We start from the raw sequence: 25,558 nt of genomic DNA, 5'->3' as shown, positions 1-25,558 counted from the left end.
AATGAATCCTTTAATTCATTTTGTTGAAGAGAAAAAAGTATTTCATCTCACAAATAATTATGTCAGTTATATTATAGAAATTGTAGAAGATACCTATTTGCTACATCGGTATTGGGGAGAAAAGATTACTAGTTACAATTTTAGCAATCGACCAAAATTAAAAAAGAGAACATTCGCTGCAACTCCAGATATTAATATACCTGAACTATCTCTTGAATTTTTACCTCAAGAGGTTTCTTTACCTCATCAAGGTGATTTTAGAAATTCTTCCTTAAAGATTCGAAATGAAGATGGACAAGGAATTACAAGATTTGTCTATGTTGGGTACGAAATTCTTGATGAAGCGTTAACGCTTCAAGATCTGCCCTCTGCAAGAAGCAATGAAGCTTTTTGTCAGACCTTAATTGTCCATTTGTACGATAAAGTCGCAAATATTGCTCTAGATTTGTTTTATACGATTTTTGAGGATTCACCGATTATCGTACGTTCTACTAAAGTAATTAACGAAGGCTCTAGTACAATAAAAGTTGAAAAACTTCTAAGTGCTTCTCTTGATATACGTTACGAGAATCAAGTATGCACCTCATTTTATGGCACTCATCAAAAAGAGTTCCAAATGAATAGAAGTGATATCAAACATGGATTATTTAAAATTGGTAGTGCTAGAGGTGCAAGTGGGCCTCAATATCCTCCTTTCATCGCTTTATCAAAAGAGGCCACAGAGTTTCAAGGAGAAGTCCATGCAATGACCTTACTTTACAGTGGCAATCACGAAGAGATTTTAGAACGTGATCAATATAATAACTTAAGAATGCAAATTGGGTTAAATGAAGAGGGCTTCTCATGGACTTTAAAATCAGGGGAGACCATTCAGAGTCCACAAGCTCTGCTAGTATACAGCAATCAAGGGTTCAATAGTAATTCTCAAGCATTCCATACTTTTTTCAATAATCACTTGATTAATCCATCATGGAAAAAAAGAAAGAGACCCATCGTAATCAACAGCTGGGAGATGACTTATTTCGATGTTTCTGAAGCTTTGCTAAAAAAATTGATTGATTCTGCTAGTCTTTTGGGTTTTGAAACAGTGGTGTTGGATGATGGCTGGTTTGGTAAACGCAATAGTAGTAAAACTTCTTTAGGAGATTGGAAGGTTGACGAAAAAAAATTCCCCAATGGAATTAAATCTTTGGTGGATTATGCTAAAGAGAAAGGCATTGGTTTTGGGATTTGGTTCGAACCCGAGATGATATCACCCGATACAAATCTAATCAAACAACATCCCGAATGGGTAATGAAGAGTAAAAGCTATGAACCCATTTTGGGCAGAAGTCAATACTTCTTAGACTTAACCAATAAAGAAGTTCAAAACTTCGTTATCAAGACATTGTCAGATGCTATTACAAATTTCGGAGTGAACTATATCAAGTGGGATATGAATCGACATATGACTGATCCTTTCTCCCCGACTGAAACAGAAAACAACTCACAAGAATTTTCTCATAGATATATGCTGGGCTTTTATCATATTATTAGCACACTCACTTTAAGCCATCCAGAAGTACTCTTTGAAAATTGTTCTAGCGGTGGAGGTAGATTAGATCCTGGTATGTTGTTCTATTTTCCTCAAACATGGATCAGTGATAATACCGATGCTCTGGACAGACAACAAATCCAATATGGAGCTTCTTACATGTTTCCAATCTCTTCAATAACTGGTCACGTTTCCGATGTTCCAAATCATCAAACTGGTCGCATAACTGAATTTGAGACAAGAGCAGCTTTGGCTTCTTCAACCAATATGGGCTATGAAATGGATGTTATCTCCATGTCTGAAGAAGAGAAGAAGAAGGTAGCGAATCATATATCGACTTACAAAAGAGAAAGAAAGCTTGTTTTTGAAGGGGAATTCTATCGATTGAGTTCTCCTAATGAATCAAATATTTGTAGTTGGATGTTTGTCGATGGAGATAAAAGTAATGCCATTATTTATGTATTTCGGAACACCTATCAAGTATTTGATTTATCATTACTTGTTCGAATTCCTTATTTAGATCAAGAAGCCAACTATCTCGAAGTTATTACAAATGCTACTTATAGTGGATCAGAATTATATAATTGCGGAATCTCTCTTGAAAATCCTAAAGGTGATTTTATTGTTCATAAGTTAATTTTAAAAAAAGTGTAAATGATCTAATACCTTAGCTCCCCGTTCAAAGAATTAAAATCTTAAAAAAAGCAGAAACCGTTAAATTTCACGGTCTTCTGCTTTTTCGATTAAGTTTCTTGCAAGAGTTTTTGAATATAATTTTAATTCTTCTATTATTGATAAGCGAACTCAATTCAAAAAGTAGTAAACTAAATGATCTCCGCTCACGATACGAAGGTTTTGAGTTACTAACTTACCAGCCATGCAAAAATTAACGATGAAGCGGTTCTTTTTCGCCCAGTCCCAGCACCTCCGTTGTGGAATCGTAAATTTCTTGGTAAAGCTCTGGGTTTTCCGCTAGTGACACCCCATAAGAAGGAATCATCTCTTTTATTTTTGGTTCCCACTCTTCCATATGTTGTGGGAAGCATTTTTCCAATACTTCCAGCATAACGTGAACAGCAGTAGAAGCACCCGGAGAAGCGCCGAGCAGTGCAGCTACCGAACCATCAGCGGCACTAACCACCTCCGTACCAAATTGAAGTGTTCCTTTACCGCCCTCCGTATCTTTGATCACCTGCACACGTTGACCCGCTACCACAATCCCCCAGTCCTCGATTTTGGCGTTCGGAATAAACTCGCGTAATTCTTCCAGACGCTTTTCATTCGATAACATTACTTGCTGGATCAGATATTTGGTCAATGCCATCTCTTTTGCGCCTGCGGCCAACATCGTGATGAGATTATTGGGTTTTACAGAACCGATCAAATCCAAATTTGAGCCCGTTTTCAAGAACTTCGGTGAGAAGCCAGCAAACGGCCCAAATAGCAGTGCTTTTTGGTTACCGATGTATCTTGTATCCAGATGCGGAACAGACATGGGAGGAGCACCAACCTTAGCTTTACCGTATACTTTTGCATGATGCTGGGCGACAATCTTAGGATTGTTACATACCATAAATAGTCCACTTACCGGGAATCCCCCGATATATTTGGACTCAGGAATACCAGTTCGTTGTAGCAAAGGTAGACTTCCACCGCCACCACCGATAAAGACAAATTTGGCATTATGGTATTCGATTTTACCGTTGTCCAGATTATGGACTTTGACTTTCCACGAGCCGTCGCTCGCACGTTTAATATCCTTTACACTATGCTTGTAATTGATGTCGACGTTTTTACTTTTTAAATGCTCAAACAACATGCGTGTTAAAGCACCAAAGTTGACATCTGTTCCAGAGTCGATTTTGGTTGCCGCGATTGGTTCATTCAATGTACGGCCTTCCATAATCAACGGAATCCATTCCTTCAGCTTTTCAGGGTCGTCGGAAAATTCCATGCCTTGAAACAGAGAAATAGTTGAAAGCGCTTTAAACCTTTTTTTCAAAAAAGATACATTTTTCTCTCCTGTTACCAAACTCATATGAGGTATTGGTTTGATAAAGTCCTGTGGATTACGAATCAAATTGCTGTTTACAAGAAAAGACCAAAACTGTCTTGAAAGCTGAAACTGCTCATTAATGTCTACAGCTTTACGAATATCTATAGATCCATCAGCTTTCTCGGATGTATAGTTCAGTTCGCACAGTGCAGCATGGCCTGTACCTGCATTATTCCATTCGTTAGAGCTTTCTTCTCCCGCGTTTGCGAGTTTCTCAAACACTTGAATTTCCCACTCCGGTGCTAACTCTTTCAGCAATGATCCCAGAGTCGCGCTCATGACTCCGGCACCGATTAAGATAATGTCTGTTTTTTTCTGAATGCTATTCATAAAAACCTTCCTTATCTCTTATATTTGCAAAAAAGAGCAGGCCCTCCTGCTTAGATGATACAAGAAGCAAGGCTCCACTCAGGAACATATCTTTTCTGTCTCTATTATAACTAAAATATAATCTTTTAAAAATTATATTGTCTATTATCTGATAATTATAAATCATTTCTGCTAAAAAGTGAGAATTTTCTTTGCAGAAATAATAAGAATTGATCTCAACACACTGTATTATTTGAGCTTCACTTACTAGCAGTAATAACAGACACCAAAAAAGCGTTTAGAAGCAAATGATGTAGAGTACAGATTTCCAATGATCGAATCAACAGTCCATGTATATGAATAATTCGGTAAAATATGTCTTTACGGGATAGGCCCTTTCTAATTGCACTAACGTTTTCTGGAATGAGCTTCACGGTTTATAAATACTTCATCATAATATTCAAAACGGTCTGTTGTTGATTCTCCCAAACATAATCGGAGTTATCCATAATAAATGATTGAAAAGGGAGTTGCTCAATGATTTGCAATTCTAGCTCACGTCGATGTTCAAGGAACTGAATATATCCTTCGTACCCGTGCAAACCCTTCCTCTTTCCATAATCTTGCTCCGTATGGTACCAAATCGCGAAATCTAACCATTCTTGAGATCTCGTTGTTTTAACTCGCTCAATCGTCTCACGCACATTTGGTTGCTTCAAATAGAACAAAATTGGATTTAACTCCTGAATTTGCTCCGCAATCTGTAATACATGCTGAATAAAACGGTCTTCTCCAGCATCATGCCGGGCGAGTAATGCACACCCTGGGTTCTGTAAAAAACAGCATTCGAGTATCATCAACTTTTCTTTTTCTCGCTGATCTTTAACAAAAGACTTCCAACGTTGAATCATCAACTCGCAATACTTTTCTACGGGTACTCCATCGTAGATTTCATAACGCCGGATTTCCTCATACAAACTAGAGGGAATTTCATTTTGGGCTGATTGCTGCGCAAGCGCATAGGCGATTAAAGAGTCGTTGCCATTCAAAGATATAAACGGATCAATGTAATGAAACGCCTCGGAATAGATTGATCGAAGCTGATCAAGTTCTTCGTTTGGCATACATGCAACCGATTCATAATCAGCGGGATGTCGTAAGTCCCCTTCTAAAAATAGTTCCGATTCTATTTGATGTGTGTTTAACATGTCATGTATGTGTCTAGATAATGTGGATTTACCAGAGCCAGGTATACCTTCAACGATAACCAGTTTCGTTTTCGTAGCTGGTAAATTGGCCATAGTATCACATCCTTATGAATTAAATGATTACCTTAAGGAGAATCCTATTGTCTCGTTATATCGGCCGACATTATATTTAACGGATCGGTGTATATTCCCCACTGAAATGAAAATGATAGCCGTTGTCTATGCGGATATATCCGAGAATACAATGACCTCTATCCCTGTATAAAACACTGGAGTAGTTCTTATTGTCTTTGTTACCTTCTGCGACCAAAATTTTGTTGTCATCACAACCTAGAACAATTCCGATATGATCGTGGGAATCATCCGATAGAAGCTTCTCATAAACGACAATATCACCACGTGCTGGCTCAAATCCATCTTGCTTATCGTGATAAAAAAATTCTGTTTCAGGCAGCTGGGCCCAATCCAACCACGCACCAACCCCAGCTAATCGATACATACAGTTCGGATATCGAATGGGCAGTAGAATTCCAACCTGCATACAACAGTAGTATACAAATGCAGCGCACCAATTGCCTTCCAGTACTTTATAAATATCAGAATCCGGCCAATACTTGCAAATTTCCCGATAACGTTCATCTTCCGGGACGCCAATAATGTTTTGTCCTGCAAACATTTCTGCAAAATCAGCCAGCATAAGACGACTGTCTTCAGCGTTACTGTTTATCGTTTCCGTATCAACGTTGAATCCCGCTTCCACATGTTCGACCGAAATCCCTAATTCAACAAACACATTTTGTAGTCTATGTATAGCCGCCTTAGATAAATTGTCACCAGTATTCTGTAAGTACATCTGCAATAAAATAGCATCTTTAATAATTTCTTCGCATGGTCCATGGACTTGATGCCTATCTTCTTGATAAAAGATCGACCTTAGAATGACAAGCTGCTCTTCGTCGGTAAAGAGTTGGGTGCTACGTATAATAGGTCTTACAGCATCTGCACTGTTGGGACCAGGGAAGTCCTTAATTCCGGTTTTATAAAAATAGAAACCGTGCAGCACCCCCGCGATTGCAGCGATCTCCACATCTTGTTCCCTTCTCATAGCAAGCATTGAAGCAAAATTGGATACCCCAGAAAGATGAACCCAAGCTTCCTGTTTCATGGAAGTATTCTCTGTAGTAACAAGCATTTCATGAACAAGACTACGAACACTTTCAAGCCGCTTAAACTTACTCTCATGAATCAAACTTTCGCCTCCCTACCCTGCCCACTTCAACTTCCCTTATCCCGACATCCTTAGAAAACCAATAAAAAGCATTGGGCCCTGAGGACTGACCCAATGCTTTTAGTAGATGACTATCTTCTAGTTACTTAATAATTACGTATTCCAGGTTAACCAGTTTTGCATAAGTAACAATTTGGTCTGTGGTTAGATTCAAGGAAACCACGGTATGGTGACCACCGCCGTTCTCAATCCATGCTTTAACCCCATCTTGGAAGTTTGGCTTCACGTTCCACAGTACACGGGCCACTGGAAGATTTGGAGCAGGAACTGTCGGTTCAAATGCAGTAACCTCATTGATCAGCAGTTTATAATGCGTGCCAAAGTCAGCCATGGAAACAACTACACCGTCTCCTGCCTTGCCGTCAAACACCAGACGGGCTGGATCTTCACGATCGCCGATACCTAACGGTGAAACGATGATTTTAGGCTTGTTGCTTGCCAACGTTGGGTCAACTTCAAGCATATGGGATTGAAGGATCGATTCCTGACCAGCCGCCAATTCATAGGTGTAGTCTTCCATAAAGCCAGTGGATTGGTTATGGCTCATTACTTTAAGCAGGCGATCGAGCGCTGCCGTCTTCCAGTCCCCTTCACCGGCGAAGCCGTATCCTTGTGCCATCAAACGTTGAACGGCAAGACCAGGAAGCTGTTTCATACCATAGAGGTCTTCGAAGTTCGTAGTGAAGGCAGTATAGCCGCCATTATCCAGGAACCGTTTAAGGGCAATTTCATAGCTTGCTTGCACTCTTACGCTGGCTTCCCAAGCTTCCTTGCTGTAAGTACCATAATCAAATTCATAGAGTTCGGAGTATTCTGCAAACAAAGCATCAATCTCTTCTTCTTTCACAGCATTGACGTACTGAACAAGGTCGCCAATTCCGAAGTAGTCAACGGTCCATCCAAATTGAATTTGGGCTTCGACCTTATCGCCTTCCGTAACGCCAACGTTACGCATGTTGTCGCCAAAGCGGGCAACTTTGATATTGAAGCTTTCGTTATAAGCAACCGCTACATCCATCCACTCTGCGATTTGCTTCTGCACTTCCGCACGTTCCCAGTACCCTACGACCACTTTATTCTGTTTCTTCAGACGGGCATTGATGAATCCATATTCACGGTCACCATGAGCTGCCTGATTGAGGTTCATGAAGTCCATGTCAATCGTAGCCCAAGGAATACTTTCATTGAACTGTGTAGCAAGATGAAGCAGCGGCTTTTGCAGCAATTTAGTACCACGAATCCACATTTTTGCAGGTGAGAAGGTATGCATCCACGTGATGACACCGGCAACCTCGTCGCGATAGTTGACTTCTTTCATAAGGCTAGTAATTTTGTCTGCACTAACCGCCAGATCCTGCAATACAAGCGGATAAGGCAGAACGCCACTCTTATTTAAGGCATCGGTCATTTCTTGTGCGTGTGCTTTGACTTCTGCTAATGCTTCTTCTCCATACAGATGTTGTGAACCTACGACAAACCAGAACTGTTTTGTACCTACTGTTGACATCATTCATCCTCTTTTCATAATTTTTTAGTTTATATTACTTTTGCCCGTAGTACGCGTCTTTCCCATGTTTGCGTAAATAGTGTTTATCTAGAATGCGTTGCGGCAATTCTTCAGCAAAATGATTCAATTCTCGTGCGAATAAATTCATTTTCGAAACTTCTTCCAACACGACGCTATTCATGACTGCCGATTTTGCATCTTTCCCCCAAGTGAAGGGAGCATGACCCTTAAGCAGAACACCCGGCACTGCTAAAATATCCAGCCCGCGCTGCTCAAAAGTTTCGATGATGACACGGCCAGTTTCCGCTTCATAACCACGATCAATCTCCTCTTGTGTCAAGAAACGGGCGCAAGGAACAGAACCATAGAAGGTGTCTGCATGAGTAGTCCCCATTACAGGTACATCCAAGCCTGCTTGAGCCCAAATGGTCGCCCAAGTTGAATGCGTGTGTACAATACCGCCGATCTCTGCATAATGCTTATAAAGCACGGCGTGAGTCGGTGTATCTGATGAAGGTCTCATTTCTCCTTCAACAACATTGCCATCAAAATCAACAACCACCATATCGCTAGGTTTCATCGTGTCATAACTAACACCACTAGGTTTGATAACGAATAAGCGGCTCTCACGATCAACAGCGCTTACGTTACCCCAGGTGTATTTCACGAGTCCATGTTTAGGCAAATCCAGATTGGCTTGATATACTTCTTCTTTCAGTTGCTCTAACACGTCAATCCCTCCAGTTTTCCACTAGATTATCTACAGCAGCCTGTTCAATCGCTAGACCTTGTGTATAGCGTTCCATGAATGCTTCGAATCCCTTAACGTCGGAACTGTCAGGAGAAATTTCTTGCCCCTCAGCATCTCTAAATACTTTTTGGTCGAGGAAGTCTTCCAGACTTTCTTGTTGAGCCTTGTTCATCATGTAAGAAGCCAGAATAGCAATACCCCACGCCCCGCCTTCTCCAGCTGTTGACATCACTGATACCGGGACATTCATGGCAGCCGCAACGATTTTTTGTCCGACGATAGGGGTTTTAAATAAACCACCGTGAGCCAGTATGCTATCAATTGCTACATTTTCTTTCTTTGTCAAAATATCCATTCCGATTTTCAAAGCAGCAAACGCAGTGAAAAGATGAGTCCGCATGAAATTGGGCAAATTGAAACGGCTCTCAGGGGAGCGGACAAACAATGGCCGGCCTTTCTCTATTCCGGTGATATTCTCTCCTGACAAATATCCGTAGCTAAGTAAGCCGCCGCCATCTGGATCTGCTTCCAAAGCCTTGTTCAGCAACACACTGAATAATTGGTTTGGATCGGCCTTTTGCCCCATTGCCTCATAGAACTCACGGAACAATCCCAGCCAAGCATTGAGATCACTTGAACAGTTGTTGGCATGAACCATTCCGACCGGATTACCATTCGGTGTAGTCACCAGATCAATTTCCGGATATACCGCTGAAAGATCCTTCTCTAATACAAGCATGGCAAAAACCGAGGTTCCCACAGAGACGTTGCCAGTCCGTTTCCTCACACTATTCGTAGCGACCATCCCTGTTCCCGCATCACCTTCTGGAGGACAAAGCGGAATACCTGGTTGTAAATCTTCGGATTTATCTAAGATTTTGGCTCCCGCGGCGGTTAGTACACCTGCCTGCTCGCCTGAAATATAAACTTTAGGGAGAATTCCTTCTAACTTCCAATCGTAACCTTTGGCTGCAATGAGTTCATCGAACTGCTTAACCATCGATTCGTTATAATCATGTGTAGTCTCATCAATTGGGAAGATACCCGAAGCATCTCCGATGCCAATGGACTTATTGCCAGTCAGCAGCCAGTGAATATATCCAGCTAACGTCGTCATAAAATCAATCTGAGGGACATGTTGCTCTTCGTTCAATATAGCTTGATACAGGTGAGCAATACTCCATCGCTCAGGGATGTTGAATTGGAATTTATCGGTTAACACTTTTGCCGCAACACCGGTTGTCGCATTCCGCCAAGTCCGGAACGGAACAAGCAACTCACCTTTGCTGTCAAAAGCCATATATCCGTGCATCATTGCAGAGAATCCTATAGATCCAACGGTACGAAGGGTGATTCCATATTTTCGCTCAACTTCTTGCTTCATTTCGCTATAAGCCTCTTGTAGACCCGTAATAATACTCTCTAAGTTGTACGTCCAATATCCGTCTACCAAGAGATTTTCCCACTCATAGCTTCCAGATGCGATTGTTTCAAAATGATGATCAATCAGCACTGCCTTGATACGTGTGGATCCAAATTCGATACCAAGTGAGGTTTCTCCCTTAGTAATCGCTTGTTTAATGTCTTGATCCATGCTCACGTGACTCCTCTCTCTGAACAACTGTTATAATCGCAATAATTGAAAGAAGGCGCTTTCTTTAATTTACAACCTTAGTATATTTTTTGTTCGTACATTTGTCAACACGAATACATAGTTATACCTACAAATATTCTTACGAATTGAATGTTTCTCTATTTTTCCTTTAGTATTACTGCATGTTGGGCAATGGATTATAATAAGTTCATAATTATGCTAAAATATGTACATACAAATATTATGGATAGGTAAATTGGTATTAGGACAACCAGGAAAGAAGGAATAAAGTGAAACCAAAGTATCAGGTCATCCTTGAGGATATAAAAAGCAACATTCTATCAGGAGCATACAGCGTAGGAGAACAAATTCCAACGGAATCGGCTTTGCAGGATATGTATAAAGTTAGTCGCCAGACGGTACGAAAGGCTATTTTAGAACTATCCAACGAGGGTTTTTTAAGAAGTGAAAAAGGATCGGGCACTTACGTCAGCAACCAATTCCGATCAAAAACCGGCGGGAATTCCAGTAATAAAACCATCGGAGTCATCACGACCTATATTTCTGATTACATCTTCCCTTCTATTATTCGCGGGATTGAAGCTAGATTGAATGAAGATAATTATTCATTGCTATTAGCTAGTACAAATAATGATGTCGCACAGGAAAAGAAAGCTTTGGAGATGATGTTGTCCTTTGGTGTGGATGGCTTGATCATTGAGCCTACGAAGAGCAATCTATATAATCCCAATATCTCTTACTATTTGACGTTCAAGGAGCAGGATGTTCCGTTCATCATGATTAATGCTTATTATGAAGAGTTGGAAGTTCCCTTCTTTTGTCTCGATGACGTACAATCCAGCTATCTGGCAACAAAAGAATTGATTGCTAACGGACACACACACATTGGTATCATTGCCAAAATGGATGATTTGCAAGGAAAGCATCGAATGAAGGGCTATATCAAAGCGCTTGGAGAAGCCAAATTACGGTTTCACCCAGAGCAAGTGCTCTCATTCTATACAGAGACGAAGCAGGACCTGTCCGCCAACTTAAAAAAATTCCTTACCGAACAAAGAGACGGGTTAACCGCAATTGTCTGCTATAACGACGAGGTAGGATTAGAAGTTGTACATGTATGCAGACAACTTGGGATATCTGTTCCCGAAGACATATCCATTATTGGTCAAGATAATTCCTATATTTCCAAAAATGCAAACATCAAGCTAACCACATTAACACACCCACAGGAACAAATGGGACGTGATGCCGCCGATTGGGTTATTAAGAAACTGCAAGGGAAGAAGGATCTACGCAACCACACCTATTATCAGCCCGTGTTGATTGAAGGGGAGACGGTAAAGAAGAAACTGAAGTAGATGGTGCTCACATTACCTCCAATTATGAACCGCCAGTTTGCCATTAACATTAGGGTATGCTGGCTTGAATTTATGGCGGGAACGTAAGTTTTAATAAATTTCATACAATTGGAGGTAAACATGAATCTAAAAAGGATAAAATATTTTATAGATCTCGTTGAATGTAGAAACTTCACAGAAACAGCAAAAAAGAATTTTGTATCGCAAACTACGATTAGCCAACAAATTGCCTCACTTGAGAATGAGTTCAACATTCAGTTAATTGATAGAAAACAAATTCCGATTGAGCCCACCAAAGCGGGATGGCTGTTTTATGCAGAGGCCGTCGTGCTCTGGAAGCAATATAATCATATGAAAACAAGCATGGAAAATTTTCAAAAATATAATACCCAACTATTGAGTATCGAATATGCTGCAATCACAGATATCCAAAGCTTGTTAAAATTTATCCCTTCATTTAAAGAAAATCATCCAAAGATTAAACTTGAATTAAATAAAGTATTGCTAAAGGATATCGCTGAGTATCTGCAAAAAGGAATACATGACGTGGCCGTTGCCTTTGACTCAGAGTTTAAAGGGAAAGAAGAAATCCTAACCCATACATTATATAGCGGACGATACTGCGCGGCCGTAAGTAAACAACATCCCCTCTTCAGTTTTGAGTCCATCTCAAAGGAAGAACTATATAAGTATCCGCTTGTCATGCTGAATCCAATGGTTATTGGAGACTCCTATTATTTAATGATTCAGCATGCCATGGAAGATGGTTACCAGCCCAACATCCTTAGAACCGCAGACGATGTCGAAACAAAGCTGTTTTATATCATCACAGAGAATTTAATTGGCTTTTTCCCAGATAACTATGATCTTGCTGACCTGAAAGAAGAGGTCCGACTCATTCCCATACAGGGTTCACACCATACTTTTAAAATCGAAATAGGCTACTTAAAAAATAATTCTAATCCAGCATTATACTCATTCCTGCAACAAATACAAAATTCGTTTTAGCAATAGCCCATAAGTTTTTTGTATTATACTTTGTTATTTTTTTCACATAATATATAAGTATAGTTCATTTCAGCAAGGAGTGACGACAAACATGGGTAAGTTATTATTAACGGGTGTGGATGGCAATCTGGGCAGACAAGCGGCTGAATTTTTATTGAAATTAGTAGAAAAAGACCAAATTATTTTTTGTGCATATGATCCGGCATCTTTACAGGGTATGCAGAACAAGGTATTGAAACGCATGTGACCAATTTCAATACAATAGACGGTCTTGCAGAAGCTTTTGCTAATGCAGATAAGCTTGCTTTAATCTCCATGCCTTTTGTGGGGGTAAAACGCCAAAATGCACACAAAAACGTGGTCGATGCGGCGAAAGAAGCTGGAGTAAAACAAATCATCTATACTTCATTGGTTAACGCGGCGGATGAATCCAATCCAAGTGTTGAAAAACTGGACCATGTCTATACAGAAGATTATATCAAAAGTGTCGGGTTAGATTATATTTTCCTGCGTAATTCGCAATATGCGGAGGCTATGGTTACCAATTACTTCACCTATGTGAAGTCTGACGGCGTGTTGAAAAATAATCAGGGTGACGGCAAGATGGCCTATATCTCACGGAAGGATTGTGCAAAAGCTGTCGCTTATGCATTAGCAGCAATCAATTATCATGAGGCGATATTAAATATAAATGGTCCTGAATTAATAACAATGTCCGACTTTATCGAGATTGGAAATGAAGTAACGGGTCATCATATTACCTACAAGCAGATCACGGATGAAGAAAACTACGCCATATTTGATGCCATGGGTGTTCCCAGAACAACGGATGGCAAATTTGCAGAGGACTCCGAAGCCCCCTTCTCTTCTGAAGGTATGGTTACCTTTGGACAAGCTATTCGCTTAGGAAAAATGGATATATTTACGGACGACTTTAAGAAGCTGACGGGCCAAGATCCCGTAACAGTGAAATATATGTTTGAACATGCGAATGAGTACCAAGTGGGTGAACGACACTCCAAAGATAATTAATTCAAGTCATGATCATGTTTGCGGAGAGATCGGAAGCTGATGTATGACCGAAGAGTAGGGCCGCGCGGCTCCCTGCATACTATCAACAAAGCGAAACTCTGGGTACCTGCACCAAGGAACCAGAGTGTTTTGTAATCTAATTGGTCAAGTCTTTATGCAGTCTTGGATTAATGCCGGGAGCACCTTTAGTTCCCCATAGTCCAGCTATCATACAAACCAACCAATTCTAACTGAAAGAAGCTCTCTATATCTTGTTTTACTCTATAAGGTAAACTATTATCTGCACTGTAGAACTTAGCATCCCACTGAGGAAGTCAGTATTTTAATCATAAATACATCTTATATCGCAATGCTTCGCTCTCCTATCACTTATGGTACGGTTCACCGTAACTTATTAATTAGTTAAGCGATTCCCTCACTAATGAAAATTATCTTCGATTCTCGGCCACCTATGGATTTAGTTTTTCTTGCGACTGGACTATCGCTCCGATAAAAATTCCTAGGACATGGTTTATATTGTTCAACGAGTCTGTGTAGTTTAAATTTGTCTCTTTGTACACTTTATCGCTTTTCATGTGTTCAGCCTCCTGAATTCATCCGTTTTCTTAGTATCAAATGATATCTGGAATGGAAAAATCCTGTTAATATATTTTCATTACGAATCATCGTAATCTCTTCAATAGCAAAGTTGCTGCCGATCAGGTCCAGAATTTTTGAGTAATTGTAATACATTTGCACAGTTCCTTGTTCGTGCCCTGTACCGGAAATTTCTTCGCCAGTGAATTCCCTCGAATGGTTCGAATCATCTCCAGAGATTAAATCACAATAAAATAACCCCTCTTTTTCTAACACCCTTGCAGTCTCTCGTATACCCTCTTTAGCAATTTCGAAGTTCATGCTATCGAATACACCGTTACTGCCCGCAAATTGAAAAAAACCATCGTTCCAAGGCATCTTGGTAATACTGCCTGCTACAATTTTACTCTCTATATGATCAATGCCAGCGCTTGAAGCCCATTCGCGAGCTTTCGTTATCGCTTCATCCGACAAGTCAATTCCATAGGAATCCAAACCCATCTGCTTGCTGAAAATAATATGTCTTCCTATACCACAACCTACATCTAGGAATCTTGGTTGTGCTTGGTGAGTGTGGATGGTCTTGTAATCTTGGAGTCCCACTCGTTTTGTAATATATTTCGCAAAAAAACGTACCACTTCTTCATGGGGAAAAAAAACGTGATTTTCCCCGTTTTTATAAGAATTTTGCCATTCTTGTTTCTTGTTATCCACTTTAAATCTCCTCCGCTTTGATATGTAAGGTATTAATTGAATCACAAAATGCTCGGTGAGCTTTGAGTTCCTATTCCAAACAACTATCTAAATAGATTATCGGAAAAAAGAGTGATATTCATAATACTGATAATTACTACTAACTCTTTCCACGTTCAATAACTCAGTCCAGACTGTTCTATATGAGAACTGGCTGCTACGCCAACAGCAACCTCCATCGAATGAGCTGTATGAGCTCGCATGACTTCTCCGATTGAACCTTATTAATTTGATGTAATTAATCAGCATGCCGCTAAGAATCATGAAAAAAACGTTATACTTACTTAATTATAAGGTAAGGTTTACCTATCCTTCATAACGGCGAAATGATAAAGAAGCCGGGGACAAGCTCGTTTATTATATAAATATAGGGTGTACTTGGCTTCCCGATCATTAACAAGCTGACGAAAGCGGATGATCACCGTCTGCGGCGAGGTTCAGGATGTAGTGGTGTTACTCCGGTCAATACGGTCTTCCCACATTAAATTCACCCTATTTATAATACAGTTCACCGCACTGTCTGAAACAGCAACGAAAAGACTGGATGTCAAAGACGACCAGTCCTTCGAGGTCACGTTAGTTTCCTTTTTAGAAAAGGATAGCTGCTGAATAACGCCCCCATATGCCCCCCTTCTACCAAATGTTGATCCCCATCTAGTACAAAAACACTGCTCGCCATGACATTGCCATCTCCCGCTTGACTATTGATTGTGCTCCAGGAGGTGTTAGTATCCCATAATTGTGTCAAAGAACTGCGATCCTTCTGTAGATACTGAATCGTGCTTTTTCCAATCCCTGCAATAAGGGCCACTTCAATACTTCTAGATTTTATGAGGTCTTGACACCTATTCAATTCATCTAGAAACAAATTCACAAAAAAAACTTGCTGTTACTTGTGGTACGGTTCGGCTCGTTGGTTGTAACGGCAACAAGAAAAGACTGAGTATCCTCTCAGTCTGCATTGTATCTATAATGATTTAAAAATCTCACCCTGCTTGACTGGCAGAGTAAAACGGGCAAGCCAACGTCGTCGGAGAAATATATCAGACGGCTTACGGGCGCTTGCCGACGCGAACGGCAACATTATCGACATTTTCTATGTCGGGGCCCCGCAAAGGCTCATTCAGGTCTTCATCTCTTCCTGCGCCCGTCAATTCGTCCCCATCATGGTGCTGGGTGATTCTGCTCTCGACGGCGGTGATGGTCCTCTTTATCCGCTGATGACGGCCAGAATACGCGCCATTTCCTCGGCGCTACGGCAGACCGGGTCGCCCGCTCCTCGGAATCGATCCTGGACATCACAGGGCGGTCGCGCCGCCATTATCCCTTGATCCGCGCAGAATATGCGTCCGCACCTATCGTGAATAGCCCCCCTTTGACAGATATACGATTATTCGTTATCCGGGGAGGCCGGACCGGCCGGGGTCATCAAGCCTTGAACGGCGCCGAAGAACGGACGAATGGACTTGATCATGCCGTAGCCCATCCTCACGACCGGGACAAATTTCTGGATCATGCCGAACAGCCGCAGGCCGCCGAGCAGCGAGCCCATCATCGGCAGGAATGCCGACACCTTGGCGTCCGGCTTGCGGGAGCGCGAACGGACGGACGGTTTGCGCGCGCCGCTTCTCCGATTGCCGAGACGGACGCCCGGAGCATGCGAACCGGCTCTGCGTTTGGGAGATCGGGAGCCTTGCTTCCCGGAAGAAGCGCGTGGGGGGGGCTCCAGCGCTGGCAAGTACCAACCCGCCGCAATTAACGTCGGTGATGTAGCCGACGTAAGTCTCTCCGCTGTGCAGGGTGACGCAGACCGGATGGCCCTGAAGCTTCTTAGCCCGTGCGCGCATCTCATTCGATTGTGCCATGGAAGTTCACCTCGCTCACTGATTATAATTCAGTTTACGCCAGGGGCGGGCTGCATGCTTGTGCAAATGGGGCATGCGCATGCCGAAAATCGCTTGATGGGCTCGCCGTCACCGGGGCATTAGTCTGCTCCAAACGTTGGAAGCAAAACTAGCCGGACCGTTAGTTCGACCGGTTATTGTGTTCTTTTACCCATTCATGCAACACTTCAAAGATCAAACTCAGTGTCATTCCATATTCCGTAGTCTTATAACAGACTTTAGGCGGTATTTCTGGATATACCGTCCGTTCAACAAGACTGTCAGTAACCAATTCCTTCAACGCTTCTGACAGCACCTTTTGAGAAGTGCCGCTTATTTTCCTATGGAGCTCATAATTAGAGCTCATAATAACGCTATTCGGTTTCCAGAGCCGCTCTCAATAAGGTGCTTTCTTATTGCTTCTCTAAGACGACGTATACTTTGAGTAACGGTAAGGTAACCATTAGCTAATCATCGAAAACAATATATGGGATAAGGCAAATGCTAATCTTGATAGACAATCGACAGGAACGCCCCATCAGTACGCAGGGCCATTTCCACTGATTGGAAATATAAAGTGCCTCCTTTTGCGGGATGGCCCATTCTTTGATCTCGCATCTTTTTTTGCAAATAGAACAAGTGGATCGATCCCTCCAAATTGCACTTTTGCTTACTTTAATATTCTCTTTTAATTACAAAAAATGAACCTCGGATTGTTCCAGCTAGTTTAGACTTCTGCCTAGCAAACTTAAACTTCCCTTCTAGCTCCTTTGGTACTTCCATCCCCTCAGAAAGCTTAAAACCAACGGCCCGCTTCTTAGGGTCATCAACCGTATACATAACGTTGACCTCAAGACCATCCTCATAAAAGACATAAGCAAATTTAATATTTTCCACTTGAAAACGTGACGTTTCTAAAGGTTTGGCCGCAAATTCAATATCACGCTCTTTCAGAATTCGGTTCACATAATCTAGGGTCTCCTGACTTTCACTAGCTGACACCACCGTAAATTCATGCTTGTATTTGTTCATAAAGTAACGGGCTTCATTAGCACGCAAACCAGCAAGCGCTTCTACTACAGGTGAAGACTCTAAACCAACCGTAGACACATTATTAAAATCAACGATATAGGACATTTCCACATCTCCTTTTATCTCATTATGCCCAAAAAAACTTGCCGCTACTTATGGTACGGTTCTGGAGTTCACAACTTACTGGTACACATAAATCGTCACCGATCCAAAGGAATATTCTCTCCAACTTCCTTCTGTCTGAGGGAACATGGGCGTTGGAAAGCATGTCAACTTGAACTCAGTTAGGGTATGATCGGCAGCAACAAATAAGAATCAAATTCATCCCCTGTATATAGAGTAATGTCTGCATCCCAAACCCTGTCATCCCCCGTCTGAGTCAGCAGTGCGCAGCCACTTTGATTCTGACTTCCAATTTCCAGGAGCAATCGGTTTCCTTTAGCTACAACAATTGCGCTATCCCATATCTCAATATCCAAGCAATAGACTTCTCCTGGAACCAGCTTTTGAAACTCATCGAAGGTGTAATAAGGCTTATACTCCGTAGATAATTCATCATCAGTTTTACGTAAGGAAGCGCGCAGCCAGCCCTGGCTAATTGGGAATTTCTCTGTTAGTGCTCCTGAGTTAACGACCTCATTGCCTAGTGAGTCAATATTTCGCAAAGATACGAAAATGTCCATATCATCTGTAGTTGACGATGCCCACAAACGGAGTTTGATAGGCCCGAGAATTTCTGTTTCGTTATCAAACGGATCGGTTTCAAACAGAACACGCTTTGAATTGTTTTCCTCTCTCGAGAATTCTTTCACCATAAAAGGCTTCGCCCAGTGCTTTGACTCGCACTCCTTATCGCCTTCATAGCAAAGCTGGGCCTTGGCTTGCGGAGGCTCTTGCGAAAGCAAATTCGAGCTTGCATCAAGGTAAAAGCGGGTCCATTGGGTGCGCTTAAGCGGATACTCGTTCTCGTAGCGCCATGTGTAGTTATTGCCTCCGCGAGGGATGGCAAGCTTTACTTTCGGTTCTCTCATTATGCCAGTATCGATTCCTTTAAGCCAATAATCCAGAAATTTTTTCTGCAGTTCCCGACCCTGAGCGGTGTAAAATGCACCAACATGGCTCCCGATATGTACTTCAAGCCACTTGTGCTCTGATACCGCATTCTGAAAACCCAGGAAATTTCCACGGGTATGCATTCCGGCGCTAAACCAGTTGCTTGCGGATAATAAAGGCACTTCTACTTTTCTCAAATCAGAAAATCGATTCGTCCACGATTGATCACGTAATGGATTGTTTTTTACCATCTCCGGGAAATCAGTGCGATTGGCTTGCAATTGTTCTTCCGAGAATTTTCCATCGGGATTGTATTGATGCGCCAAAACTCCGTTCTTCCACCAGAATGAAAGAAAACCGTTCGCCTGGATTCCGCCCGGATAACAGAATTCTGCATAATAATCTACTGTACCTTCCCAAGGTATGATACAAGCTAAATGAGGAGGTTGTTCGGATGCCACGGCCCATTGACTCATAGCCAAATAGGAGATGCCCAGCAGTCCTATCTTTCCATTGCTCCATGGTTGCGTTCCAGCCCATTCGATTGCATCATAATAATCCTTCTTCAAAGAATTTGATAATATATCCAGCTTTCCTGGAGAATTACCGATACCACGTTCATCTACTCGCAAGACAGTATAGCCTTGCGGCACCCAAAATTCAGGATTTGGTGTTTCCCAACTAATTAAGGGCCCTTTATCCTGCGAGTGTGTATATTCTATTGCGATTGTTGGATTAGCAGGAGCAAATTGAGAGAAATGAAGATCCTTTCCATACGGACACATCGTCATGATTACTGGAAAACTCCCATCCACATTAGGCTGATAAAGATTTGCGGCGAGATAATTCCCGTCTCTCATAGGAATCTGTACTTCTTTCCAAGTAAGTTCATAAAAGTGATTACTTCTTTCGTTAATGTCGATAGGTAATGGATTCATAGCTTGCCTCCATTTGATAGTTTTTCTTCAAACCAGTCAATCAATAAGCAGCGTGCTTCTGTATCCTGTTCAATCGCATTGTGAACTTTAGGTCTCTTTCTGATTTCTTGCAAGGGGTTCACTCCCTTCAATAATTATTCAGAAAAGTTTTAGTACACGTGTACTAAAACCAGTATATTCCTGCAAATACAGCAACTCAACTCTGGTCTTTATTGGGAATGGCACTCTTGGCTGAGGATTTTCGCAAATTATCTCTCGAATTCTTCCGTATTCTTAATCAAGCTACTTATTTCGGCTTGAAGGAACAATTTATGATATAATGCTTTTGATTTCAAGTGCATAGCACAAACGCTCTAAAGGAGATAGAAATGGATATTAATTTAAGGGATAAGATCCTTGAGACTTCAATTGAATTATTTAATAAAAAAGGATATGCATATGTAACATTGAGGGATATTTCCGATGCGTTAAATATAAGTCCTGGTAATTTGACATACTATTTCAAAAAAAAACATGATCTTATGATTGGTGTTATGACAATGCAGTATGAAGAATACCAAAACTTAAATTTCTCTGCGGAGGTTTCTATCGAAGGGCTGAATCAGCAGTTTTTAATTCTTAATGCATTCCGTAAAAAGTATTTCTTTTATTTCTCCAGTTTTACAGAATTGCCTAAGTTATATCCGGAGATAGCTAAAATGCAAATTAAGGTTGTTAATGATTTCTATACGCTTTTTACCAACATATTTAAGGGGTTTGTTAATAAAGGAATTATGAAAGAAGAATTATATGCCGGGCAATATGAAGATTTGGCTATTTCTTTACTATCGATAAATATGTATGGCACACAGGAAATAATTCTTCTCCAAAAGTTTCTTCCAAATCCCAAAAACATCTTGTCCATCCTATGGAGCCTTATACTGCCTCATCTAACCAAAGAAGGAATGGCCATGTATTGTCGGATAACGCAGGTTGATAAAACTATCCCCCCCAAGCTATGCTACAAGCCAGATCAATCGGATGGAGGCTTGGAAGGCTCAACATGAGGCCGCCAAGGCATCTTTTTGTAGCGGCAAGTTTTTGAATAAGGACCATCCCGATAAAAGGATGGCCTTTAGGACCGCTAATCTACTATTTTAATTGCCTCGATATAAAGTTCGATTCTCACTTCATTCCCGACAACAATCCCGCCTTTTTCCAGATGCGAGTTGAATGTCAAGCCAAATTCATTGCGTTCGATACTGGCTGTTGAATGAAATCCTACACGTTCCCGGCCACGAGGGTCTTTATTTAGTCCTTCAAAAACGGTATGAAAAGTGATGGGTTTTGTTACTCCATGCAAAGTTAGATTGCCCGTAAGCTCATATTGCCTTTCGCCAGCAAGGACGCAGCTGGTGCTTTGAAACGTAATGGTTGGATACTTGGCTGCATGAAGGAAGTCGTCGCTCTTCAGGTGTTCATCTCGTTGCGATTGGCGAGTTGTGATACTATTTGCGTCTATGGAAGCCTGAATACCCATGGTTGTTAAATCATTGGGGTCAAAACTCAAGATCGCTTGGAAATGCTCGAATACTCCTTTGATTCTATTAATCATTAAATGCGTCACCGAAAACTCGACGGAGCTGTGGTCCCGATCCACTTCCCAATTGATATTGCTCATAATAAATTCCACCTCTATGGTAAGATTTGAGAAAGGTCACCCTATCTCCAAAACACTGCGCTATTCGCATGCTCCTAATATACAAAAACGCTACTGACAACGGGATGTCAGTAGCGTTTTAGCATTTTTTCGGCCTCCTCATAAATCCGATTTCGGACTGTACAAGAAGCATGGGGCTGTCTCATAAGGGGCGGCCTTTTATTTCGTTGTATTTTAGAATCCCGACTATAACGAGAGCTGATTTCTGCCTAAAAGTTTATTTTCGAGAATCAAGAATAAACATAGATGCATCTTGTCCCATGAATATTTTACTTCCATTATAAAAAGTTTTGGATTGAATATCTCTATACCCTATTTTAGTCATAATGTCAGCCAGCTCTTCTTGATTAAATCCGTTATGAACTAAATCTGAAACTACTTTTTCATTTTTATTAAAGTCTACAATTAGTAAATGTCCTCCTTCATTTAGAACATCCAATAATCTGGATAAAACGAATTCAACATCATGAATATGGAGCAGAACCTGAGCCATAAAAATATAGTCAGCATGAAGATCCGATAGACCTTCCTTTTCAAAATCAAAGCATATTGTATCTGCATTATGAATATGAAGATCAGTAATTTTTTGTTTTATTTGATTAATCATGTTTTGTGAAGTATCCAGAAAAAGCATAGAATTAAAATCGTTTAACAAGTTCATTCCGACAAGGCCCGTTCCACACCCAAAATCAATAGCATTCTTACTGTTAGCGTCAACTACATACTCACGAATGGCATCAGATGATGCCTTTGCAATCTGAATTCTTTCAGAAGTGTCATATACATTAGCTATCATTTCAAACTTATCCGTATTTCCCATTTTACCTCTCCAATCTGCCTTAATAAAATCCTGAATACAACCATATAGAATGATATTCTATCAAGCATTAGCATTTAGTCCACATTCTTATTCATGCTTATGGAAAAACAAAACCTCTGTATGAATGGAGGAGACAACCTTGGGGTGGTTCATGTACACCTTCTTCACGATTCGTCTTTGTCGAAATAATCATCTGGCAAATGCAGTTCTCGCAAACAACCGATAAATTTTTCTCTGAAATTCGGATTGCTTTTGTATTCCGGCCATACCGCCTTATAGTAAGGCAGCAACTTCTCATGTGGGATAATGCCCCAGTATAAAATTAAGTTATTCAGAACCTGCGGGCCGCCCCCCATCAACATCTGTTCAATAATCTGCCAGCTTCCCAGCTTGTTTTCGCAACTGCGCGCGGCATAGATGGCAGTGGTTTGCATTTTCGGGTCAGCGTGACACAAGAAAGGCGCAAAGTTCTGGAGAGTAATCGCACCGTAATCCTCCAAGATATACCCTGCATAACGCAACGTTTCCGGGTCGTGAATCCTGTCAAGCCTTTGCAAGATCACTGGAATAAACTCTGTTAAATTCACAGTTTTACTGGAAGCATGCAGAATCTGTAAAGCTTGCAGAAAATCCTCATGCCCATCCGATTGCAACAGCTCCAGAAGATATTTCCTACCCGTGTCAAAAGAAGTTTTGCAGATGAGCCAAATGGCTGTGGTCCGATTTTTTGGGCTTTGCTCCGCAATATTTTTCAAAAAAGCAAGGGTTGGCTGAGAGACTTTCTTAAACTTGAACATTCCATCAAGCGCTTTGACTTGGATTTTTTCGTTTGGAGCGCTCTGATAAATCTGGATCAGTGCATTCTCATCACCCGGCATTCGACTGCCAAACCACCCGATATCATAATCCAGAATAATTTCATCCAGCCAGCGCTCGTACCAATCCAGAAAGCTGCCTTCATAGACAAAGAAAAAAGGATGATCGGGATGAAAATCGGAGGTGTACACAATCCTCCCCCTATATTTCCCTTCAAGTACGAGATACATGTCGTATTCGCAGCCTTGGGTACCTATGCACAACATGCCGCCCAACACCTGATTACAGGTATCGTCGTATTCCTCATCGGGAATGTGCTCGTCCCTGGTCAGGGGCTCAATCAGATGGTTCCATTCCTCTTTGGTCATCCCGGGATGCAGAACGGATTTGGCAAGGAGTGCCTGGCGCTCGGTGTAGGAAGTTGCCTTTCCAATTGAATAAATTCCATAGTAGGGTCCGGCGCCTCCGTTGCCGATTTTCGTTAAAAACAGCGCGTAAGGCTCAGGAAGTGTGACCTGATTGAGGGTTTGCCAGTCCGCCAGCTCTTTTGCTGTAAGCTTCTCTTTAACCCTATATTGATGTGAGGATGCTCCAAACACCGAGAAGTCCGCATCTTTGCGCATAGCTTGACTCAATTTGTTATTTATTCGATCCAATTGCGTTTCTTTCTTCCTAAACCACATATTTGAACCCTCCTGTTGACCATATCCAGGTTTCCTTGTTTGCTTATCCAGCAATTTTATTGTTTTTTCTATGGGTCGTACCTCTTTAAAATGATATGTATCTTTAATTAATCTTTCATTGTAGCTTCTATTAAGGTCCCCTGGACCACCTTAGATTACCATACAAAAAATGCATATGAAAGGAATCCATATGGGGGCCAACACGAATTTGTTAGGATACGGAAACTTGGCAAATTTAATGACAAAGAACGTGATCATTTTTATTCTTGTTAGAAAGTGATGGTGTGGGCTAGCCCCCTTTGACCACTCAATGGGGGCTTAAAGTTCACAGGGACACGATTATTCGTTATCTGGCGTGGCCGGACTGGCCGGGGGCATCAAGCCTTTAACGGCGCCGAGAAACGGACGAATGGACTTGATCATACCGTAGCCCATCTTCACGACCGGGACAAATTTCTGGATCATGCCGAACAGCCGCAAGCCGCCGCCGAGCATACTGCCAAGCCCTCCTGCGCCTGCAGTGGAGCCGCCAAGGCCGCCTAACAGCGAGCCCATCATCGGCAGGAATGCCGACACCTTGGCGTCCGGCTTGCGGGAGCGCGAACGGCCAGACGGCTTACGCGCGCCGCCTTTCCGGTTGCCGAGACGGACGCCCGGGGCATGCGCACCAGCTCTGCGTTTGAGAGATCGGGAGTCTTGCTTCCCGGAAGAAGCGCGTGGGGGGACTCCGGCGCTGGCAAGTACTAACCCGCCATAATTAGCGTCGGTGATGTAGCCGACGTAAGTCTCTCCGCTGTGCAGGGTGACACAGACCGGACGGCCCTGAAACTTCTTAGCCCGTGCACGCATCTCTTTCGATTGTGCCATGGAAGTTCACCTCGCTCACTGATTATAATTCAGTTTACGCCAGGGGCGGGCTGCGTGCTTGTGCGAATGGGACATACGCACGCCAAAAACCGCTTGATGATTAGGCATTTTACAACTCTCCCTCAAGAAACGCGAATGCCCTTACTCCGCCGCTTCTGCCAGCCATGCTTGCATAGCCGGAGACTCCACCCGATTCAAACGTAGGGCGATTTCGGTATTGATCTCATCCGGCGGCATGACCTCGACAAGGACGCATACAGACTCTCTCGGTTGATTCAAGGCAAACACGCCTTCATCATCGAGCATTTTCATCGCCAGCTCCATGGCCTTCAGCCTCGAATCAAATTCACGCTTCCATTCGTCAGCTTCAAGCTCCGCAATGGAAGGACGCTCCATAAACAATTGTTTAACATCTTCGAAGTTCTCATCCCTGAAACAACAGTAGGGTGAATCGGCATAGGACCATTTGATGAGTTCCGCAATCGTTGACCCCGGCGTGTCACTTTCTTCTCCTTGCCTGGCCGCTTCCCTCTCCAAGGCCTCCCATGACCAGGCGGAGATGCTTGGCGCATGTCCCTCTCCAGAAGTGAATAGCGTGCAGTAATAGTAACGTTCGCCATTTTCAAAAAGAGTGCGAAAGGATGTCCTAGCCACATCGACAATTTCCGCCGCCAGCGCCTCTATTCCTTGCGTCGGTTTCATGACATTCGCTCCTTAGCCCTATAAATATATCTTATTTCCATTATAAAAATTGTTCGTACTAGATCTACCT

General features: G+C 42.0%; 22 protein-coding genes and 1 pseudogene. 6 read left to right on the top strand and 17 right to left on the bottom strand.

The window, feature by feature from the left end:
• The first annotated feature begins 1 nt into the window (after position 1).
• Positions 2-2,188 carry an alpha-galactosidase gene (locus NLX82_RS13405; RefSeq protein ID WP_068939253.1) on the top strand — a complete coding sequence of 729 codons (2,187 nt, stop codon included), beginning with the start codon at positions 2-4 and terminating at the stop codon, positions 2,186-2,188.
• A 232-nt stretch (positions 2,189-2,420) separates the two neighbouring features.
• Here the strand turns inward: NLX82_RS13405 and NLX82_RS13400 are convergent, their stop codons facing one another.
• The 6 genes from NLX82_RS13400 to NLX82_RS13375 all read right to left on the bottom strand — a co-directional run bounded on the left by NLX82_RS13400 (position 2,421) and on the right by NLX82_RS13375 (position 10,247).
• Positions 2,421-3,920: a malate:quinone oxidoreductase gene (locus NLX82_RS13400; protein WP_023991079.1), complete on the bottom strand. Its 1,500-nt coding sequence runs from the start codon at positions 3,918-3,920 to the stop codon at positions 2,421-2,423.
• Between the two features lie 416 nt (positions 3,921-4,336).
• Entirely contained in the window at positions 4,337-5,200 is an 864-nt protein-coding gene (locus NLX82_RS13395) for a P-loop NTPase family protein (RefSeq protein ID WP_069080569.1), read from the bottom strand.
• Between the two features lie 76 nt (positions 5,201-5,276).
• Positions 5,277-6,356: a CHAP domain-containing protein gene (locus tag NLX82_RS13390; protein WP_254348284.1), complete on the bottom strand. Its 1,080-nt coding sequence runs from the start codon at positions 6,354-6,356 to the stop codon at positions 5,277-5,279.
• Between the two features lie 121 nt (positions 6,357-6,477).
• Entirely contained in the window at positions 6,478-7,902 is a 1,425-nt protein-coding gene (araA, locus tag NLX82_RS13385; protein ID WP_023991081.1) for an L-arabinose isomerase, read from the bottom strand.
• A gap of 34 nt (positions 7,903-7,936) precedes the next feature.
• Positions 7,937-8,632 carry an L-ribulose-5-phosphate 4-epimerase gene (locus NLX82_RS13380; RefSeq protein ID WP_068939259.1) on the bottom strand — a complete coding sequence of 232 codons (696 nt, stop codon included), beginning with the start codon at positions 8,630-8,632 and terminating at the stop codon, positions 7,937-7,939.
• 1 nt (position 8,633) lies between these two features.
• Positions 8,634-10,247 carry a xylulokinase gene (locus NLX82_RS13375; RefSeq protein ID WP_023991083.1) on the bottom strand — a complete coding sequence of 538 codons (1,614 nt, stop codon included), beginning with the start codon at positions 10,245-10,247 and terminating at the stop codon, positions 8,634-8,636.
• Positions 10,248-10,537: 290 nt separating this feature from the next.
• On the opposite strand from NLX82_RS13375, the gene NLX82_RS13370 reads away from it, so the two are divergent.
• The 4 genes from NLX82_RS13370 to NLX82_RS13355 all read left to right on the top strand — a co-directional run bounded on the left by NLX82_RS13370 (position 10,538) and on the right by NLX82_RS13355 (position 13,666).
• A complete protein-coding gene (locus NLX82_RS13370; protein WP_023991084.1) occupies positions 10,538-11,626 on the top strand; it encodes a GntR family transcriptional regulator in 1,089 nt (362 codons plus the stop codon).
• Positions 11,627-11,746: 120 nt separating this feature from the next.
• Positions 11,747-12,634 carry a LysR family transcriptional regulator gene (locus tag NLX82_RS13365; RefSeq protein WP_028540948.1) on the top strand — a complete coding sequence of 296 codons (888 nt, stop codon included), beginning with the start codon at positions 11,747-11,749 and terminating at the stop codon, positions 12,632-12,634.
• A gap of 91 nt (positions 12,635-12,725) precedes the next feature.
• A complete protein-coding gene (locus NLX82_RS13360) occupies positions 12,726-12,881 on the top strand; it encodes a hypothetical protein (protein ID WP_254348282.1) in 156 nt (51 codons plus the stop codon).
• Positions 12,878-13,666 (top strand): NmrA family NAD(P)-binding protein, encoded by a 789-nt coding sequence (locus tag NLX82_RS13355; RefSeq protein ID WP_254348280.1) that lies wholly within the window; start codon positions 12,878-12,880, stop codon positions 13,664-13,666. The genes NLX82_RS13360 and NLX82_RS13355 overlap by 4 nt, the downstream gene beginning before the upstream one ends.
• A 579-nt stretch (positions 13,667-14,245) precedes the next feature.
• On the opposite strand, the gene NLX82_RS13350 is transcribed toward NLX82_RS13355, so the two are convergent.
• The 6 genes and pseudogenes from NLX82_RS13350 to NLX82_RS13330 form a co-directional block, all read right to left on the bottom strand.
• Positions 14,246-14,956 (bottom strand): class I SAM-dependent methyltransferase, encoded by a 711-nt coding sequence (locus NLX82_RS13350; RefSeq protein WP_053326477.1) that lies wholly within the window; start codon positions 14,954-14,956, stop codon positions 14,246-14,248.
• 610 nt (positions 14,957-15,566) lie between these two features.
• Positions 15,567-15,806 (bottom strand): hypothetical protein, encoded by a 240-nt coding sequence (locus NLX82_RS13345; RefSeq protein ID WP_068939262.1) that lies wholly within the window; start codon positions 15,804-15,806, stop codon positions 15,567-15,569.
• A 579-nt stretch (positions 15,807-16,385) separates the two neighbouring features.
• Positions 16,386-16,860: pseudogene (locus tag NLX82_RS13340) on the bottom strand (hypothetical protein).
• A gap of 160 nt (positions 16,861-17,020) precedes the next feature.
• Complete coding sequence (locus tag NLX82_RS27750; protein ID WP_071558004.1) at positions 17,021-17,245, bottom strand: winged helix-turn-helix transcriptional regulator; 225 nt, start codon at positions 17,243-17,245, stop codon at positions 17,021-17,023.
• A gap of 308 nt (positions 17,246-17,553) precedes the next feature.
• Positions 17,554-18,015 carry a phage tail protein gene (locus NLX82_RS13335; protein ID WP_076295166.1) on the bottom strand — a complete coding sequence of 154 codons (462 nt, stop codon included), beginning with the start codon at positions 18,013-18,015 and terminating at the stop codon, positions 17,554-17,556.
• A 179-nt stretch (positions 18,016-18,194) separates the two neighbouring features.
• Positions 18,195-19,901 (bottom strand): CocE/NonD family hydrolase, encoded by a 1,707-nt coding sequence (locus NLX82_RS13330; protein ID WP_254348278.1) that lies wholly within the window; start codon positions 19,899-19,901, stop codon positions 18,195-18,197.
• Positions 19,902-20,269: 368 nt separating this feature from the next.
• Between NLX82_RS13330 and NLX82_RS13325 the strand changes: the two genes are divergently transcribed.
• Entirely contained in the window at positions 20,270-20,947 is a 678-nt protein-coding gene (locus tag NLX82_RS13325; protein WP_254348276.1) for a TetR/AcrR family transcriptional regulator, read from the top strand.
• Positions 20,948-21,024: 77 nt separating this feature from the next.
• On the opposite strand, the gene NLX82_RS13320 is transcribed toward NLX82_RS13325, so the two are convergent.
• The 5 genes from NLX82_RS13320 to NLX82_RS13300 all read right to left on the bottom strand — a co-directional run bounded on the left by NLX82_RS13320 (position 21,025) and on the right by NLX82_RS13300 (position 25,488).
• The gene (locus NLX82_RS13320) at positions 21,025-21,561 is read right to left on the bottom strand and encodes a YceI family protein (RefSeq protein ID WP_160788367.1); all 537 of its coding nucleotides are present in this window, start codon (positions 21,559-21,561) and stop codon (positions 21,025-21,027) included.
• Positions 21,562-21,817: 256 nt separating this feature from the next.
• On the bottom strand, positions 21,818-22,420 hold the full coding sequence (locus NLX82_RS13315; protein WP_076156763.1) for a class I SAM-dependent methyltransferase: 603 nt from the start codon (positions 22,418-22,420) through the stop codon (positions 21,818-21,820).
• A gap of 164 nt (positions 22,421-22,584) precedes the next feature.
• Positions 22,585-23,919: an SMI1/KNR4 family protein gene (locus tag NLX82_RS13310; protein WP_254348274.1), complete on the bottom strand. Its 1,335-nt coding sequence runs from the start codon at positions 23,917-23,919 to the stop codon at positions 22,585-22,587.
• Positions 23,920-24,258: 339 nt separating this feature from the next.
• Positions 24,259-24,786 (bottom strand): hypothetical protein, encoded by a 528-nt coding sequence (locus NLX82_RS13305; protein ID WP_053326487.1) that lies wholly within the window; start codon positions 24,784-24,786, stop codon positions 24,259-24,261.
• Between the two features lie 141 nt (positions 24,787-24,927).
• Positions 24,928-25,488, bottom strand: coding sequence for a DUF4303 domain-containing protein (locus NLX82_RS13300; protein WP_254348272.1), 561 nt, complete (start codon positions 25,486-25,488; stop codon positions 24,928-24,930).
• Between the last annotated feature and the right edge of the window lie 70 nt (positions 25,489-25,558).

The sequence above is a fragment of the Paenibacillus sp. A3M_27_13 genome, from assembly GCF_024213315.1.
GTDB lineage: Bacteria > Bacillota > Bacilli > Paenibacillales > Paenibacillaceae > Paenibacillus > Paenibacillus polymyxa_B.
This window is presented reverse-complemented; position numbering and strand designations above follow the sequence as displayed.

Coding starts and splice junctions, on each gene's coding strand:
- NLX82_RS13300 (WP_254348272.1), bottom strand. CDS start 25,488: ATGAAACCGACGCAAGGAATAGAGGCGCTGGCGGCGGAAATTGTCGAT.
- NLX82_RS27750 (WP_071558004.1), bottom strand. CDS start 17,245: ATGAGCTCTAATTATGAGCTCCATAGGAAAATAAGCGGCACTTCTCAA.
- araA (WP_023991081.1), bottom strand. CDS start 7,902: ATGTCAACAGTAGGTACAAAACAGTTCTGGTTTGTCGTAGGTTCACAA.
- NLX82_RS13325 (WP_254348276.1), top strand. CDS start 20,270: ATGGATATTAATTTAAGGGATAAGATCCTTGAGACTTCAATTGAATTA.
- NLX82_RS13320 (WP_160788367.1), bottom strand. CDS start 21,561: ATGAGCAATATCAATTGGGAAGTGGATCGGGACCACAGCTCCGTCGAG.
- NLX82_RS13315 (WP_076156763.1), bottom strand. CDS start 22,420: ATGGGAAATACGGATAAGTTTGAAATGATAGCTAATGTATATGACACT.
- NLX82_RS13405 (WP_068939253.1), top strand. CDS start 2: ATGAATCCTTTAATTCATTTTGTTGAAGAGAAAAAAGTATTTCATCTC.
- NLX82_RS13360 (WP_254348282.1), top strand. CDS start 12,726: ATGGGTAAGTTATTATTAACGGGTGTGGATGGCAATCTGGGCAGACAA.
- NLX82_RS13365 (WP_028540948.1), top strand. CDS start 11,747: ATGAATCTAAAAAGGATAAAATATTTTATAGATCTCGTTGAATGTAGA.
- NLX82_RS13375 (WP_023991083.1), bottom strand. CDS start 10,247: ATGGATCAAGACATTAAACAAGCGATTACTAAGGGAGAAACCTCACTT.
- NLX82_RS13395 (WP_069080569.1), bottom strand. CDS start 5,200: ATGGCCAATTTACCAGCTACGAAAACGAAACTGGTTATCGTTGAAGGT.
- NLX82_RS13310 (WP_254348274.1), bottom strand. CDS start 23,919: ATGTGGTTTAGGAAGAAAGAAACGCAATTGGATCGAATAAATAACAAA.
- NLX82_RS13330 (WP_254348278.1), bottom strand. CDS start 19,901: ATGAATCCATTACCTATCGACATTAACGAAAGAAGTAATCACTTTTAT.
- NLX82_RS13335 (WP_076295166.1), bottom strand. CDS start 18,015: ATGTCCTATATCGTTGATTTTAATAATGTGTCTACGGTTGGTTTAGAG.
- NLX82_RS13305 (WP_053326487.1), bottom strand. CDS start 24,786: ATGGCACAATCGAAAGAGATGCGTGCACGGGCTAAGAAGTTTCAGGGC.
- NLX82_RS13400 (WP_023991079.1), bottom strand. CDS start 3,920: ATGAATAGCATTCAGAAAAAAACAGACATTATCTTAATCGGTGCCGGA.